The following is a 14,880-nucleotide window of genomic DNA, read 5'->3' on the forward strand; positions in this document are numbered from 1 at the left end:
AGAAAGATGATAGTGCGCCGCAGCGTCGGTTGAGGTTCGAGCGCAGCGAGCCTGAAACCAAGCAACCTGCGTGTCTCGATCGCATTGATGCCAGCCGAACGGAAAGTTACCTTCGTAACCGTCTCGAAACCGCTTCAGCCTTCGCAAAAGCAAACGTTCAATGGCACACTGTCCCGGTGCTGACTCGACCGCGAATCCTCCTGGCCGTGGGAGTTCTAGCAGTTGTCGCCGCCGCCTTTACTGGCTGGCAGGCCTTCAACGTCCAGAAGGATCTCGCTCAAGCAGAATCGAGCGTCAACAGAATTCAGCGCGCGCTGGACAACGACGATGTCGTGGCTCGGGACGCCGCTATCGACGAGCTGACGAGCGCCGCTTCTGACGCCGCGGACACGACAAGCGGTCCTTGGTGGGGTGCGCTTACGCTTGTGCCCCTCATCGGTGACGACTTCGAGGGCATCGAGGTTCTCTCGTCCTCGCTTGACCTGATCGCCAGCGAGGGGATCCGGCCGGTCGCCGACAGCGTCAGTAGCCTCGACGACATCACCAAGAACGGCCGTATCAACTTGCAGAAGTTGAAAACTCTGCAGGAACCGCTACGCCGGGCTACGTCGGCTTTTTCGGACGCGAACTCTGAAGTTTCAGCTCTCGATAGTGCCGGCTACTTCGGAACATTCGGGTCCCGCTTCGACGAATACGCGGAGCGGCTCGACTCTGCCGCATCTTCGATCGCATCGGCGGATAAGGCTGCTGAGGTCTTGCCCTCAATGCTCGGTGGGAATGGGCCGCGTGACTATTTGTTGATTTTTCAGAATAACGCGGAGATCAGGGCGACTGGCGGGCTGCCTGGTTCATGGGCGCTGGTACACGCAGATAATGGCAAACTGGATCTGACAGAGCAAGGCTCGGCAAGCGACTTTGGGAGGAAGGTGAGGCCGGTCCTGCCGATCACGGCCGAGGAGGATGATGTCTATAGCGATCTCCTCGGTGTTTTCTTTCAGGACGCGGGGTTCACTCCCGACTTTCCGAGAGCCTCGCAATTGTGGAACGCGCATTGGAGCGCGAAATATCCGGAGCGGCCGCTGGATGGGATCTTGGCTCTCGACCCCGTTGGGCTCTCGTACCTCATTGAGGGCACCGGTCCAGTCACGGTGGGTGATCTGACCCTGACTGCCGAGAATCTCGTTGAGCAGCTCCTCAACAAGCCGTACATAACCCTCGACACCGCCGCACAGGACGCACTTTTTGAGGATGCTGCGGCCGCGGTGTTCAAGGCAGCCACCGTAGACCTCGCGAAACCCATGAGGTTCGTCGAGGGGATGAGTAGGTCGGCTCGCGAGGGTCGATTCCTGGTCGCTCCGTTTGTTGACCGTGAAGCCGAGATGCTGGCGCATACCGACGTACTTGGAGCGATCTCGGGAGATGACGGGCCTACGCCGCACATCGACATTGGCCTAAACGACGCTACGGGTTCGAAGATGTCTTACTATCTTCGATACTCCGCGGAGATTGAAGCACGAACTTGTTCTGGAGGGACGCAATCACTTGCCGGGATGCTGACTCTTAGGCAGGCCATCTCGCCGGCGGACGCTGCAGAGTTGCCAAGCTCGGTCACTGGAGGAGGAAAGTTCGGGACTCAACCAGGTTCCCAGTTCACAGTTGTGCGAATATATGGACCTCATGGTGGGGCCATTGACGACATACGCCTGGGGGGGCGGGTCGTACCCGAGGCGGAGGTACTACCCCTGAACGGTCGCCCGACCGTGACTTTGGCGTTACTCCTTGAAAACCGGAACGACTTGATCGTCACGTGGAAGATGAGCACGGCCAAGGGACAGACCGGCGACGTCGAGGTCCGTACGACACCGAGCGTTGTACCTGGCAAGAGCAGCGCTACAGTCCCCTCGGCATGCCCATAAGTGACGGATGTGTGACATGAAAGTTCTCCTCTCTCCACCGGACACGGGCGGGTTGGAAGAAAGTTACGTGATGGCCGCCATGCGATCTGGGTGGATCGCCCCGGCAGGCCCAGACTTGGTATCGTTTGAGGAGGAGGTTGCCGCTCGGGTGGGCGTGCAACACGCAGTAGGGCTCGCCTCGGGTACCGCCGCGCTACACCTTGCCCTCGTGTCATGGGGAGTGGGACCTGGTGATGTAGTGCCCGTTTCTACTTTGACCTTCGCTGCCACGGTCAACGCAATCCGTTACGTGGGTGCCGAGCCGTTCTTCGTCGACTGTGACGAAGAGTCGGGGAACATGTCGGCCGCGCTCCTTGAGCGAGCAATCAACCAGTTGCGTGCCCAGGGACAACACGTCCCCGCCATCGTGCCGGTCGACATGCTCGGCAAGTGCGTTGACTACACCGCGATCGAGACGGTGGCTCGCGACGCCAGCGTCCGCCTACTCTGCGACGCGGCTGAGTCCTTCGGTGCCACGTGGCAGGGCCGCCCGGCTGGCTCTTTTGGCGACGCTTCGGTGCTCTCCTTCAACGGCAACAAGATCATGACCACCTCGGGTGGTGGAATGTTGCTGACCGACAACGCCGACCTCGCTGCCCATATTCGCAAACTCTCGACTCAGGCGCGTGAGCAGGTCGCCCACTACGAGCACACCGAGGTTGGTTACAACTACCGTCTCTCCAATATCCTGGCCGCACTCGGGCGTGCTCAACTGACGCGACTCGATGACATGATCGCCCGGCGTCGGGAGTGGCGTCGTCGCTACGCCGAACTCTTTGCCGAACAGCCAGGTGTCCGTCTCCTGGGAGGTCTCGACGACTCCGAGGACAACTGCTGGCTGACCGCCATCGTGGTCGACCCCGCAGTGTCGAGCTGGACTGCGCAAGAGCTCAGTGCGGCACTCACGGAGGCCAAGATCGAGAGTCGTCCGGTGTGGAAGCCGATGCACTTGCAGCCGGTCTCGGCCGGTCTCACCGGAGTCATCGACGGGACCTCGGAGCGACTCTTCGACCACGGGCTCACGCTGCCCAGTGGGTCAGCCATGAGGGATGACCAGTTCGATCGGATCGCCGTCGCGATTCGTGAGGCTACGGCGTGACGCGCGCCTACGATCCGCTGAAGCGACTCATCGACCTCGTCGTCGGGGGCATCGCGCTGGTGGTCTCCGCGCCCTTGCAGGCGCTCGTGGCGATGTTCGTACGACGGCAAATGGGCTCGCCGGTGCTGTTCACTCAGCCCCGACCGGGAAAGGACGGCGTCGTCTTCAATATGAAGAAATTTCGTACGATGCTTGAGGTTGACGAGGCCAGGGGTCTGGTGACGGACGAGCAGCGCATGACCCCGTACGGGGCGATGCTTCGGTCCACATCGTTGGACGAGTTGCCGACTTTGTGGAATGTGGTCAAGGGCGACATGAGCCTGGTCGGACCTCGCCCGTTGTTGGTTCGCTATCTCGATCGCTACACCCCGGCGCAGATGCGCCGTCACGAGGTGAGGCCCGGGGTCACTGGCCTGGCCCAAGTGAGTGGTCGCAATGCGATCACCTGGGACGAGAAGTTCGCCAAGGATGTCGAGTACGTCGACACTCGGAGTCTCCTGCTCGACGTCAAGATCGTGTGGAGCACCGTCCTTCAGGTCCTGAAGCGTGATGGGATCTCGGCGGATGGCGAAGTGACGATGTCTGAGTTCAGGGGGAGTGACTGTGGCTGAACCCCTTGTCATCATCGGTGCTGGCGGCTTCGGGCGAGAGACCGCCGACGTCGTCGAAGCAATCAACGCTGCGGCGCAGGCGCCGGTGTGGGATTTGGTGGGGATAGTTGATGACTCCCCCTCGGCTACCAATCTGGAGAGGCTCGCGAGCCGAGGGATCATCCACGCGGGGAGCTCAGCTGATCTGATGGCGAGGGTAGAGCGACCTCACTACGTCGTCGGAATCGGCAACCCACCCGTACGCAAACTTGTTGCGGACAGGTTCGACGTCGCCGGTTTCGCTGCAGCGACGCTAATTCACCCGGAGGCGACCATCGGTTCGCACACCGTGATCGGCGAAGGCACGGTGATCCTCGCTGGGGCTAGGGTGACCACCAACATCACCCTAGGTCGTCATGTCCATCTGAATCCTAACGTGACCATCGGTCATGACACGGTCCTCGAGGACTTCGTCAGCATGAACCCGTCGTCATCGGTCTCAGGGGACTGTGTCGTGGAGACCGGGTCGCTCATCGGTGTCGGCGCGGTCGTGCTCAACCGACTCGTCGTCGGCAGTGAGGCGCTCATTGGTGGGAGCGCGTGCGTCGTCCGCGACGTGCCCAAGAGAGCTGTTGTGAAAGGCGTGCCGGCACGATGACGACCAAGGTCGCGTTCGTGTGCCAGTGGTATCCGCCTGAACCAGTGGCGGTCCCCGAGTCCATTGCCCACTCGCTTCATGACTTCGGCCTCGACGTCGAGGTTCTGACCGGAGTGCCGAACTACCCGTCGGGTCAGGTCGCTCCGGGATACTCAGCCTCCCGGCGGCGCAGTGAACTAATGCGTGGCATTCCTGTCCATCGGACACCTTTGTATGCGAGCCATGACACCAGCACGGCCAAGCGGCTGCTCAACTACGGGTCTTGGGCCGCAAGCAGCGCCTTCTTTGGTCAGCCGCATCTGCGCAAGGCCGACGCAATTCTTGTGTATTCGTCCCCAGCGACCGCAGCCTTTCCCGCGATGGTGAGCAAAGTCCTGTGGGGCACGCCGTATGTGCTCCTCGTCCAGGACGTGTGGCCGGATTCGATCTTTGCGTCTGGATTCCTTGGCGGCCGTCTGTCGAGCGTCGCGCTCAAGATCGTCGATGTATTCGTGCGTCGCGCGTACGCGATGGCCGATCACGTCGCGGTGATCTCTCCGGGTATGGTCGATCTCCTCGCCGAGCGCGGAGTTCCTCGAGACAAATTGTCGGTGGTCTACAACTGGCTTCCTGACGCGGACTCCGAGCCCGCGGGCGACATGCGCTCCACCATCAGGGCCGACCTTGGTGTTCCTGACGCCGCAAGACTCTTCTTCTACGCTGGCAACCATGGGCGCGCACAGGGTCTTGATGCGCTGATCGACGCTTTCGCTGACCCCGCGACGGCCCCAGCCCACTTGGTGCTGCTAGGTGACGGGGTAACCAAGCCGGATCTCACACGTCGTGCCGCCGGGTCGAGCCGGATCCACTTTCTCGACCCCGTCCCGCGAATTGAAGCCGTCCGAATGAATCGAGAGGCCGATGTCCACGTCGTGGCCCTGGCAGATGAGCCGCTCTTTGCCGTGACCATGCCCAGCAAACTGCAGTCCGGCCTGGCGGCTGGGCTGCCCGTGCTTGCTGTGGCGCCCGGGGACAGCGCGGCCGTGGTGACGGGCGAGCGCGCCGGTCTTGCAGCCAGGCCCGGCGATGCAGTGTCGGTGACAAACGCCGTGGCAGATTTCAATGCGATGAGTAACGAGAACCTGGCACTGATGGGTGAGCGAGGCCGCGAAGCATATGAGCGCCTCATGAAGCATGATATCGGTGCCGCACGACTCGTCGGCCTACTCGGTCGAGCAGCTGCGAAATGTCGACGTCGGACAACAAAAGGCGCTAGTCCTGCCAACCACGAAGAGGGGAAGTTGTGAGCAACACCGAAGGCCCGATCTTGGTCACTGGAGGCACTGGGTCCTTTGGCTCAACGATGGTGCGCCGTCTCCTCCAGACGGACGTGGAGGAGATCCGAATCTTCAGCCGCGACGAGGCCAAGCAGGACGCCATGCGTCGCGACCTCGGCGACAGCCGGGTGCGCTTCTACGTGGGTGATGTGCGGGACTCTCGAGGAGTCGAGGACGCGGTCCACGGAGTCCGTCACATTTTTCACGCGGCTGCCCTCAAACAGGTCCCCAGTTGTGAGTTTTTCCCGCAGCAGGCAGTGATGACCAACGTCAACGGCAGCGACAACGTGATCCGAGCGGCGCAGCGAGCCGGTGTGAACTCTGTCGTGTGCCTGAGCACGGACAAGGCGGTGTATCCGGTCAACGCCATGGGTATCTCCAAAGCCATGATGGAAAAGGTCGCCCAAGCCCACGCTCGCAACTGGGCCGATAGCGGCACCACGGTCTCGATCACTCGCTACGGCAACGTGATGTACAGCCGCGGTTCGGTCATTCCGGTCTTCGTCCAGCAGTTACTCGAGGGCAAGCCACTCACGATCACTGACCCCGACATGACCCGTTTCTTGATGTCGCTCGAGGACTCGGTCGACCTGGTGGAGTACGCGTTCGGCAACGCGACCCCCGGTGACATCTTCGTTCGCAAAGCGCCAGCTTCCACGGTGCGCGACTTAGCTCTGGCTGTTGCGTCGCTCTTCGGGGTGGTCGCCCCTGAGATTCGCGTGATTGGCACGCGGCACGGAGAAAAGCTTTACGAGTCTCTGCTGGGCCGCGAGGAACGCCAAAAGGCCGACGATCGCGGCGACTATTACGCCGTTCCCCTGGACGCGCGTTCCCTCGAATACGAACTCTTCTTTGACGAGGGCGAGGCCACCACCGAAGAGGAGGACTACCACTCCCACAACGCGGAGCGCCTCGATGTTGAAGGCGTCAAGCGGTTGCTGCTCACGCTTCCTGAGATCCGGCGAGAGATGCTTGCAGGCGGTCTGGACCCGGAGAAGGCGCTGTGAGCCTAGGCAAGGTTGCCATCACGGGTGGCTACGGCTTCCTTGGCTGGCACACTGCCTGCCGTCTGCGTGCCCTCCACCAGATCGAGCCGGTGAGGCTGGGTCGCGATGACTTTGCAGATCCCGCACGCTTGGCTGCTGCCCTTGTTGACGTAGACGCAGTGATCCACATCGCCGGGGTCAACCGTGCGGACACGGTCGCCGAGGTGGAGGAGGGCAACTCCGTCCTCGCTGAGACCTTGGTGGCCGCTCTGGCGCCGCTAAATCGACCAATCGACGTGGTCTTTGCTAACTCTGTTCAGGCCAATCTGGACAACCCGTACGGTCGCGGTAAGGCGCGAGCCGCGTCTATCGTCGAGAAAGCCGTGCATGCCAAGGGCGGCCACTTCGCTGATCTGCTGCTCCCGAATCTATTCGGCGAGCACGGTCGCCCCGGCTACAACTCCTTCGTCGCCACTTTCGTGCACGAGGTAGTGGCCGGTAGAACCCCGACGGTCTCCGGTGACCGGGCGATCCCGCTCCTCCATGCGCAGGACGCTGCCGCTGCGCTAATTGCGGCCATTGGCTCAGACACGCGCGAGGTGGTCGAGGCCGAGGAGATCGGGATCGGTGAGGTGTTGTCGCTCTTCCAGGAGTTCCACGAGCTCTACTCGACTCGTGGCGAGGTCCCCGACATCTCCACACCGCTACGCCGCAACCTGTTCAACACCTACCGCGCAGCGGCCTTTCCGGGGATGTGGCCGATCGGTCCGCAGGTGCACGCCGACAACCGCGGAGACCTGTTCGAGACCGTACGCGCACATGGCGGTACCGGGATGGCCTTCATGTCGACCACGCTGCCGGGCCAGAAGCGGGGCGAACACTATCACCTGCACAAGGTGGAGCGCTTCTTCGTTGTCAAAGGAGAGGCGGAGATCGAGTTGCGGCGATTGCTGAATGACGACGTGGTGACGTTCCGGCTGAGCGGAGACCAGCCCTCATTCGTCGATATGCCGACCCTGTGGGTGCACAACATCCGTAATGTGGGCGACACCGAACTGGTCACGATGTTTTGGGCTGACCAGTTGCTTGACATGGACAGCCCCGACCAGTTCCCAGAAACTATCGCCTTGGAGGCGACCGCATGAAGGTCATGACCGTAGTCGGCACTCGTCCGGAGATCATCCGGTTGGCCAGGGTGATCGACCGTCTAGACAAGACCGAGGGCATCGAGCACGTGCTCGTCCACACTGGACAGAACTTCGACTACTCGTTGAACCAGGTCTTCTTCGACGATCTCGGCCTGCGGGCTCCTGACCACTACATGGGTGTCGACACCTCCAGCCTGGGTGCAGTGCTTGGGGGAGTGCTGGTGGGCACGGAGAAGGTGATCCTGGAAGAGAACCCTGGCGCGATGCTGGTGTTGGGTGACACCAACTCGTGCATAGCAACAGTGATGAGTAAGCGGATGAGGATCCCGACCTATCACATGGAGGCCGGAAACCGGTGCTTCGATGAGAACGTCCCTGAGGAGACCAACCGGCGCTTGGTTGACCATGTCGCCGACTTCAATCTGGCCTACACCGAGCACGCTCGGCGCAACCTGCTCGCCGAAGGCGTGCAGGCGCGCCGTATCTTGGTGACCGGCTCGCCCATGCGCGAGGTGTTGGAGACATTTCGTGGCCAGATCGACGCCTCTGACGCCGTCGAGCGTCTCGGGCTGTCAAAGGGCGAGTATTTCCTTGTGAGCGCTCACCGTGAGGAGAACGTTGACCTCCCCGAGCGCCTGCAGAAGTTGCTCGAGTGCTTGGTCGCAGTTCGTGACCGATTCGGCAAGCGCGTGGTCGTGTCGACTCACCCCCGTACAGAGAAGCGGCTTGAGGCGTTCAACAGCGGTCTTGACCTGTCGAACATCGACTTCATGGAGCCGTTCGGCTTCCACGACTACAACAAGCTCCAGCTCGACGCTGCTTGTGTGTTGTCGGATTCCGGCACCATCTCCGAAGAGTCATCGCTCCTGGGGTTCCCGGCGATAACTCTCCGCGACGCCATTGAGCGTCCCGAGGCACTGGACAGCGGCTCCATCATCATGACGGGGCTAGAAGTCGACGACGTGGTGCGAGCAGTGGGCATTGCGCTGGCTGATGGGCCCGTGGTGTCTTCGTATCCGGCAGGCTACGAGGTCAACGACACATCCAATCGTGTGGTGCGGTTCATTTCCTCCACGGCTGGTCGTCACCACCAGTGGTCAGGGATTCGGAAGTCCCGATGAACATCGACCGCAATGGCCGTGTCTACTTCGCACTGCGTGGTGCCAGGAACCGCGCAACAATTTTGACGAAGAGGCTGCGGGATGTACATCTAACAGCATCAATACACCGCACCGCACAGGTCAGCAGGGATTTACAGGCAGACCGTTTCGTGTTTGTCGGTCCAAACTGCTGGATTCCGCCCATGACGAAAATCGGTGCATATACAATGCTGGCGCCCAACGTAGCGATCGTTGGGGGGGATCACGTTTGGACCGTTGTGGGCACCCCAATTCAATTCACTGGTCGCGCTGAGCAGTCTCCCACCCTGCTTGGCCGTGACGTTTGGGTTGGGCGAGGGGTCATTCTGCGGCGGGGCGTAAGCGTCGGGGACGGAGCAGTAATTGGGGCCGGCGCCGTGGTGACGGGAGATGTTCCCGAGTACGAGGTTTGGGTAGGCAACCCAGCGCGGAGGTTACGCGCTCGTTTCTCGCCAGCCGAACGCTTAAGACACCGCGAGCGGCTCGACTCAGGCAATATCGCTCCCAACTTTGCAACCCCATTGGACTCCGCGAATGACTGATCCACGCCCGAGGGTGCTCCTTGTCTGTGGGTATTTCGACTGGTTTAGCGGGTACCAAGAGGTGGGGCTGGCGCGCGCCCTCACTCGTTACGCGGAAACCCATGTGCTGGCAAGCGACCGAGTGAGTCCAATTTTCTCCCAAAACCATCTGCTTCAGATCGGACAGGAGCGTTTTTACCCAACCGGGACAACTCGCGTCGATGATGTTCAGGTCACACGCGTGCGGTCCCAAGAGTGGCGATCGATGGTGTGGTCCTCGCGAGCGAAGGAGTTGATTGACGAAGGGCAGTACGACCTTGTGATCCAAGTAATGCCAGGTCAGGGGTTGCCCGCTGTTGCGAGTTTCTCCAGTAGTTCTGCCCCCCGCTTGGTCTTGTACGGAGATAACGTCGCAATGTACGCAGCGTTGAACAAAAACATTGCTGCAGCAAAGTTCGTCATATTTTCCCTGACAAAGGGTGGATTGTATCGACTCGTGAACCGCAAAGCGACCCGGATATATGGTTATACTCCTAACACCGTCGAGCGTCTCAGTCGCTTTGGGTCAGGCAGAATTCCAGAGGTTTTGCCGCTTGCGTTCGACGAATCCGTATACTATATGTCGAACGAGATTCGCGCTGAGTGGCGCAAAGACCATGGGTATTCGGAGGGTGACTTCGTCATTCTCGCCGCTGGTAAATCACAGAAGCAGAAACGCGTTGACGAATTGATCGAAGCGGTCGGAAGTATGTCTCGGACTGTTCCCAGAGTCCGACTTCATATAGTTGGGTCGGACACGTCTGAGGCGACTCTCGATCTGCGGTCCATCCTGGAGAAGAGGGCGATGGGGGACGTCGTCACGATCGAAGGTTTTGTTGACCCAGCTGGATTAAATGCGGCCTTTAACGGGGCTGACCTTGGTGTGTGGCCACTTATGCCGGCAATCACCATTCAGCAGTCGATGGGGACAGGCCTGCCCGTCGTTCTTCCGGATAACGATCTGGTCGGGCATCTTATCACTGACCCGGTGGTTGGAATTAAATATACGCCAACGGAACCGCTCAACGTCGCACTGAGGAGGGTGCTGAGTGACGCCGTGGCGATATTCGGACGTGAGCCGCACGACACGACGGACCGAATCCACCGGGCGACCTTGAATCGCTGGCTCAATACCTCATCCCTAGCTCGACGCTTGCTGTCGGATTCCGGCGTGCGTTTTGGTTAGGGGCCTCAGGAGCGCGTCGCTTCTAGCATTCTTTGGCGTCCTAGCTCAAGGTGGCTTTAGAGTCATCGTGAATGTGGTAATCGGGCGATTTGCAGGTGCCGTGGTCCTCGGACAATCTGCCGGGATATTGGCCGCCGCCCAACTTCTGACTCTGCTTGGACCAACGAGTTTGGCTGCTGCCCAGACGCGATACCTCGCTCGTCATGGTGCTGATACACAGAATCCCACCACCACGAGAGATGGAATCGTTCGCTACACACGTCGGCGGACCCTACAGTTGGGCCTTCTTTTGGCGCTTCTTGCGGCTACCGTGTGGGGTCTCTGTCTGGGCGCTTCAAGCCAACATGTGGCGACGCTACTCGCGTTGATCGGCGGGTTGATCGTCTACGGTCTTGCGAAGAGTCACATGCTTGGGACGGGAAAGGTCCGTCGCCTGGTCGTTAGTGAAGTGCTGACCGCGGTGATGGGCGTTCTTCTGATGGCGCTCATGCTTAGCCTTGGGGTGCGGGATATCCGTCTGCTTTGGCCGGTGGCTGCAACAGCCTTGCTGTGCGGTGCCATGACGTGGGTATCCGTGCCCAGGGGGGAGGAGATAGCCGCATCTGAACGTCGAGAGATCTCCAAGTTTACTCGCCTAGGAGTGTTGGGCACGTTAGTAAGTGCAGGCTTTCTGCAGGGCTCTGTCCTTCTGGCAGCGGAAGGAATCGGTGGAGTCGCCGCGGGCCAATACGCCGCCGCTTTCGCGCTGGCAACTCCGCTGTCGCTCGTGACAACCTCAGTTGGGCTTGTGCTCTTCCCAGCATTTGCCGAAGCACATGCTGACGAAGCCCGGATGCGTCATCTGATGCGACGTTCGCTTCAGGTGATGGTTACCCTTATCGTCCCGGTTTTCTTGGTCGTCATGTTCTCGGCTCCCGAAGTCACGACCCTGGTCTGGGGGGATGGGTTTGATGCCTCGGCTCAGGTCCTGCCAATATTGGTATGCGCAGTCGCCTTCCTCGGAGTAGGTATGCCCGGTTCTCAAGCTCTGACCTCTACAGGTGTGACTGGGATGAGGGACTCCGCAAAGATCGGCCTCGTAGGCGCTGGAATCGGAGTCGCCACGTGGCTTTTGGCAGTGCCGATGGCAGGAGTAGATGGGGTTGCCCTAGGTTATGCAGTTGGCGCGGCACTTACCTCGGGTTTGCCACTGCTGGTCATGACACGTCGATTGCGCATCCCCGTCGTGCTGGACCTGATGAGGGGATGGGTTGTGCCCATCGGGGCGGCAGCCGCGGCCGTCGGATGCATCGCATTGAACATGAATCCGATATGGAGACTGGTTGGGCTTGGGTTCAGCATTGGAACGTGGGCCGTGCTCACGCTGCTACAACGCAGAAAGGGCGATTGGGTGCCGGCGACTCAGGAATGAAGGCTCTTCGACTTTTAGCGTGATATTGGGACTGCTGCACGATCAGGTGACAGGTTGGGTCAGGGTACTGGGTTTTGCGGACGCCTCCGGGGGCGTGTCGGCGACCCGCTGATTACTGGCGACCGCGAGGAGCAGGATGACGCAGAGCCCAACCGCCGTACCCGGTTGAGTGGAGGTCAGGGAAATCACGAACCAGTAGACGGCCACAGCGAATGCGATCCGATTCGCCTTCGGTAGCGAAGCCCTCCGTGGCGACGACAAGATCCGATTCACAGCGCTGCCGGCGAGCACGATAAAGAACGTCGCAGTAATGAACCCCTCGCTGAGAAAGAGTTGCAACAGGGTGGAGTGTGCTGAGTTGACGCCCAGCACGGGGGTCGTATAGGCGGCGAGCTCAATGTCGCCCATGCCGGTCCAAAAGTTGCCGTTATCGCGCGCGAGGCGGGCAAGGCTGACCCACAAGAAGGTGCGACCACTCAGGTCTACCCGTTCTTGGAGGCCACTGAGGAACCCCAGGGCGTGGTCAGAAGGGAGCCAGAGGAGTAGTCCGGGAGTCACTATTGATAGACTGACGACCCCAAACCGCAGATGTCCCACACGTTTGACCCGCGCCAGGGCTAGGTAGGCGAAGATGCTGATACCCAGCGCTATGGCGGTGGTGTAGCCAGCGGTCAGGATGGCGAGCACGAAAGCGATGAGCAGCATCATTCGACCCCTGCCTTGCCGGATGACTGGAATCGCCAAGAGCGCGGCGATCCCGGCCAGGAATGCCACGGCATTGGGATTGGAGAAGGCGAAGTATCGTCCTGGGAGGATGCCTAACCACGTGCGCGAATTCTCCTCGAATCCCTGATTAAACAGCGCAGGGATGATGAACGCTACGGCGACCGCGAACAGCCATCGCCTGAGACCCGCCACCACTTTGGCTAGGTCGGCACGCAGTGCGCCCAGAATGATGAGTAAGCCAATGCCTGGCAGAGCGGTGCCTATGAAGTCGTTCTGGAGCAGGTAGTTCTGAGCGCCAGTCCAGCCAAAGTAGCAGATGGACAGCAGAGCCAGAAGGTCTTTGCCGCGGTGGTCGTCTATGCAGGCACTCTTGGCCTTCGGTGCGAAGGCTTGGATGACCGTGATGCTGGCTAGACCGGCCGCAATAACCAGGCCGATGTTGCGGTAGGTGATTGCCGCTCCGCCGAACGCGTCGACAGAAAAGCTAGTAACGAAGAGGCTCAGAACGAGTGCCGCGCCAAGCAGGTTCTCGGCCGACCCCCACGGGAGCCTCTCTGCGGGCGGCGCCATCCCCCTCCGCCGTTCCGTGGATCTGTACTTAGGATAATCGATCGGAAGACTCACTGATCCATCCTAGGCCATGCGGTGCGGGCGTGTCTCAGGCTCCTGTGGCGGCCCTTCACAATTGAGCATCTCGCCGCCTTCGGGGCGCATCATGGTTCGCCAAGATTCCGGTGTGAGACGGTTACTGGGTCTGGGATGGGGGTCGGATGATGAGCACATCCGTCGTGGCTGACCCCGGTCACCCGCTGGTGCCTGCGAATTTGTAATTGAGCATGATGGTTGGAAGAGCCAGAGGTGATAAACCCCCGGTCAGTAGGCGCCCGGATCGCGGCTGGAACAATTCAACCTTGCACTGCATATCGGCCATACAGGTGCTCTGCCCTGGGGGACGCTGATCCTACTCGCCAATCCAATCGGCGATTACGTTAGCCGCAGCGCGACCGTTGTGCCATGTCTCCGCAAAATCGCGTCCTTGCTGCGCCAAGTCCACAAAAAAGGAACGGTGCTCGATTATCTCCATGATGACATCCTCCAGACTGTCCGGAGTCGCGTCGACAACCGGCGGTGCGGACGGCATCACATCTCGCACCTGCGTCGAAACTGCCCCTACAACGACGCGTTGCAAGCACATTGCTTCGACCGCCGTCAATCCGTAGGACCCAGTGAGAACTTGGTCAACCACGATGTCGGCTTTAGCCACGAGCGACAGCATTTTCTTGTGAGTAACCGAACTTGGTGAAACGTATTGGATATGTCCTTGCGCCTCGAGTCGACGCAGAGCGGGCTCGATCAAGTTCGTTCCCTTGATGGGTGGGTTTCGCCGACTCGGGATGTGAAGTACCTGGGGCCGAGCCCTTTCTAGCAGCGGCGCTGGTACAGCGCGCAGCATGCTTGGTTCTACGCAAAGTGGCAACCACTTTGCTTGGGGCTGGTGCAGGAGGAGATCGGGGGTGCTAACGAAGAGGGGCACGTGTGGATGGCGTCGTAGTGATTCCTGATTTCTCTCTACCGCGTCGCGCATGACGCTAGTCCACGCGGCGTCGGCGTGATCAAAGTATGAGTGGCTGAACAGGGCGCGATGCTCCTCCGGGTGACGCAGATCGGAGCCATGCGATATCAGGGCTACGCGCACGTCGCGGCCTGTCAGGTAGTCAACGTCAGCGTCAATGGCGGCGCCAACCTTCGCGCCTACTGGAATGAATCCATCGAGCATTACGTGACTCATGCGCCCAAGTTTTCGACGACGCAAACGTCTCCCCAGCGCGGTCGTCGTTCTGGGATGAGGGTATTGGTCGTCTGCGAAGAACGTAAAGGCCGGGCCCGGGCCAATCCCAAATGGACGAGCTCGGTAACTGAAGGAACGCGACTCCAGTTGTAGGTGTGACTCGGCAGCAGCGGCCCATTGATGCGCTTGGCCTGCGTAGTTCGCGGGGCCGATGGCCAAATTAGGCATCAACTTGCTTCTCTCTGTGCGACGGTTACGAGAGTTAGCATATTAGACAAGAGCACCCACATTGATGACGAGATCAGGTAACCGCTGGT

Annotated in this window: 13 protein-coding genes; 11 read left to right on the forward strand and 2 right to left on the reverse strand. The window is 60.4% G+C overall.

Features of this window, described 5'->3' with window-relative positions; genetic code table 11:
* Positions 1–176: 176 nt before the first annotated feature.
* The 11 genes from ACYVLV_RS18315 to ACYVLV_RS18365 all read left to right on the forward strand — a co-directional run bounded on the left by ACYVLV_RS18315 (position 177) and on the right by ACYVLV_RS18365 (position 12,048).
* The gene (locus ACYVLV_RS18315; RefSeq protein ID WP_460812490.1) at positions 177–1,916 is read left to right on the forward strand and encodes a DUF4012 domain-containing protein; all 1,740 of its coding nucleotides are present in this window, start codon (positions 177–179) and stop codon (positions 1,914–1,916) included.
* Positions 1,917–1,932: 16 nt separating this feature from the next.
* Complete coding sequence (locus ACYVLV_RS18320) at positions 1,933–3,054, forward strand: DegT/DnrJ/EryC1/StrS family aminotransferase (protein WP_460812492.1); 1,122 nt, start codon at positions 1,933–1,935, stop codon at positions 3,052–3,054.
* Positions 3,051–3,665 carry a sugar transferase gene (locus ACYVLV_RS18325; protein WP_460812494.1) on the forward strand — a complete coding sequence of 205 codons (615 nt, stop codon included), beginning with the start codon at positions 3,051–3,053 and terminating at the stop codon, positions 3,663–3,665. The genes ACYVLV_RS18320 and ACYVLV_RS18325 overlap by 4 nt, the downstream gene beginning before the upstream one ends.
* Complete coding sequence (locus tag ACYVLV_RS18330; protein WP_460812496.1) at positions 3,658–4,302, forward strand: acetyltransferase; 645 nt, start codon at positions 3,658–3,660, stop codon at positions 4,300–4,302. The genes ACYVLV_RS18325 and ACYVLV_RS18330 overlap by 8 nt, the downstream gene beginning before the upstream one ends.
* Positions 4,299–5,588 carry a glycosyltransferase family 4 protein gene (locus ACYVLV_RS18335; protein WP_460812498.1) on the forward strand — a complete coding sequence of 430 codons (1,290 nt, stop codon included), beginning with the start codon at positions 4,299–4,301 and terminating at the stop codon, positions 5,586–5,588. Before ACYVLV_RS18330 ends, ACYVLV_RS18335 begins: the two co-directional genes overlap by 4 nt.
* A complete protein-coding gene (locus tag ACYVLV_RS18340; RefSeq protein WP_460812500.1) occupies positions 5,585–6,625 on the forward strand; it encodes a polysaccharide biosynthesis protein in 1,041 nt (346 codons plus the stop codon). Before ACYVLV_RS18335 ends, ACYVLV_RS18340 begins: the two co-directional genes overlap by 4 nt.
* On the forward strand, positions 6,622–7,749 hold the full coding sequence (locus ACYVLV_RS18345) for a polysaccharide biosynthesis C-terminal domain-containing protein (protein WP_460812503.1): 1,128 nt from the start codon (positions 6,622–6,624) through the stop codon (positions 7,747–7,749). The genes ACYVLV_RS18340 and ACYVLV_RS18345 overlap by 4 nt, the downstream gene beginning before the upstream one ends.
* A complete protein-coding gene (gene wecB / locus ACYVLV_RS18350; RefSeq protein ID WP_460812506.1) occupies positions 7,746–8,873 on the forward strand; it encodes a non-hydrolyzing UDP-N-acetylglucosamine 2-epimerase in 1,128 nt (375 codons plus the stop codon). Before ACYVLV_RS18345 ends, wecB begins: the two co-directional genes overlap by 4 nt.
* Positions 8,874–9,079: 206 nt before the next feature.
* Positions 9,080–9,433, forward strand: a complete 354-nt coding sequence (locus ACYVLV_RS18355) for an LbetaH domain-containing protein (RefSeq protein WP_460813081.1) — start codon at positions 9,080–9,082, stop codon at positions 9,431–9,433.
* Positions 9,426–10,637: a glycosyltransferase gene (locus tag ACYVLV_RS18360; protein WP_460812509.1), complete on the forward strand. Its 1,212-nt coding sequence runs from the start codon at positions 9,426–9,428 to the stop codon at positions 10,635–10,637. Before ACYVLV_RS18355 ends, ACYVLV_RS18360 begins: the two co-directional genes overlap by 8 nt.
* Positions 10,638–10,983: 346 nt before the next feature.
* Positions 10,984–12,048, forward strand: a complete 1,065-nt coding sequence (locus tag ACYVLV_RS18365) for an oligosaccharide flippase family protein (RefSeq protein WP_460812511.1) — start codon at positions 10,984–10,986, stop codon at positions 12,046–12,048.
* Positions 12,049–12,090: 42 nt separating this feature from the next.
* Here the strand turns inward: ACYVLV_RS18365 and ACYVLV_RS18370 are convergent, their stop codons facing one another.
* Both ACYVLV_RS18370 and ACYVLV_RS18375 read right to left on the reverse strand, forming a co-directional pair.
* Positions 12,091–13,398, reverse strand: a complete 1,308-nt coding sequence (locus tag ACYVLV_RS18370) for an O-antigen ligase family protein (RefSeq protein ID WP_460812515.1) — start codon at positions 13,396–13,398, stop codon at positions 12,091–12,093.
* 337 nt (positions 13,399–13,735) lie between these two features.
* Positions 13,736–14,131, reverse strand: a complete 396-nt coding sequence (locus ACYVLV_RS18375) for a glycosyltransferase (protein ID WP_460812518.1) — start codon at positions 14,129–14,131, stop codon at positions 13,736–13,738.
* Positions 14,132–14,880 lie beyond the last annotated feature (749 nt).

The organism is Nocardioides salsibiostraticola (genome assembly GCF_054783655.1).

Bases quoted from the DNA above. Each gene is read 5' to 3' on its own strand.
- ACYVLV_RS18360 (WP_460812509.1), top strand. From the start codon at position 9,426: ATGACTGATCCACGCCCGAGGGTGCTCCTTGTCTGTGGGTATTTCGAC.
- ACYVLV_RS18355 (WP_460813081.1), top strand. From the start codon at position 9,080: ATGCTGGCGCCCAACGTAGCGATCGTTGGGGGGGATCACGTTTGGACC.
- ACYVLV_RS18335 (WP_460812498.1), top strand. From the start codon at position 4,299: ATGACGACCAAGGTCGCGTTCGTGTGCCAGTGGTATCCGCCTGAACCA.
- wecB (WP_460812506.1), top strand. From the start codon at position 7,746: ATGAAGGTCATGACCGTAGTCGGCACTCGTCCGGAGATCATCCGGTTG.
- ACYVLV_RS18320 (WP_460812492.1), top strand. From the start codon at position 1,933: ATGAAAGTTCTCCTCTCTCCACCGGACACGGGCGGGTTGGAAGAAAGT.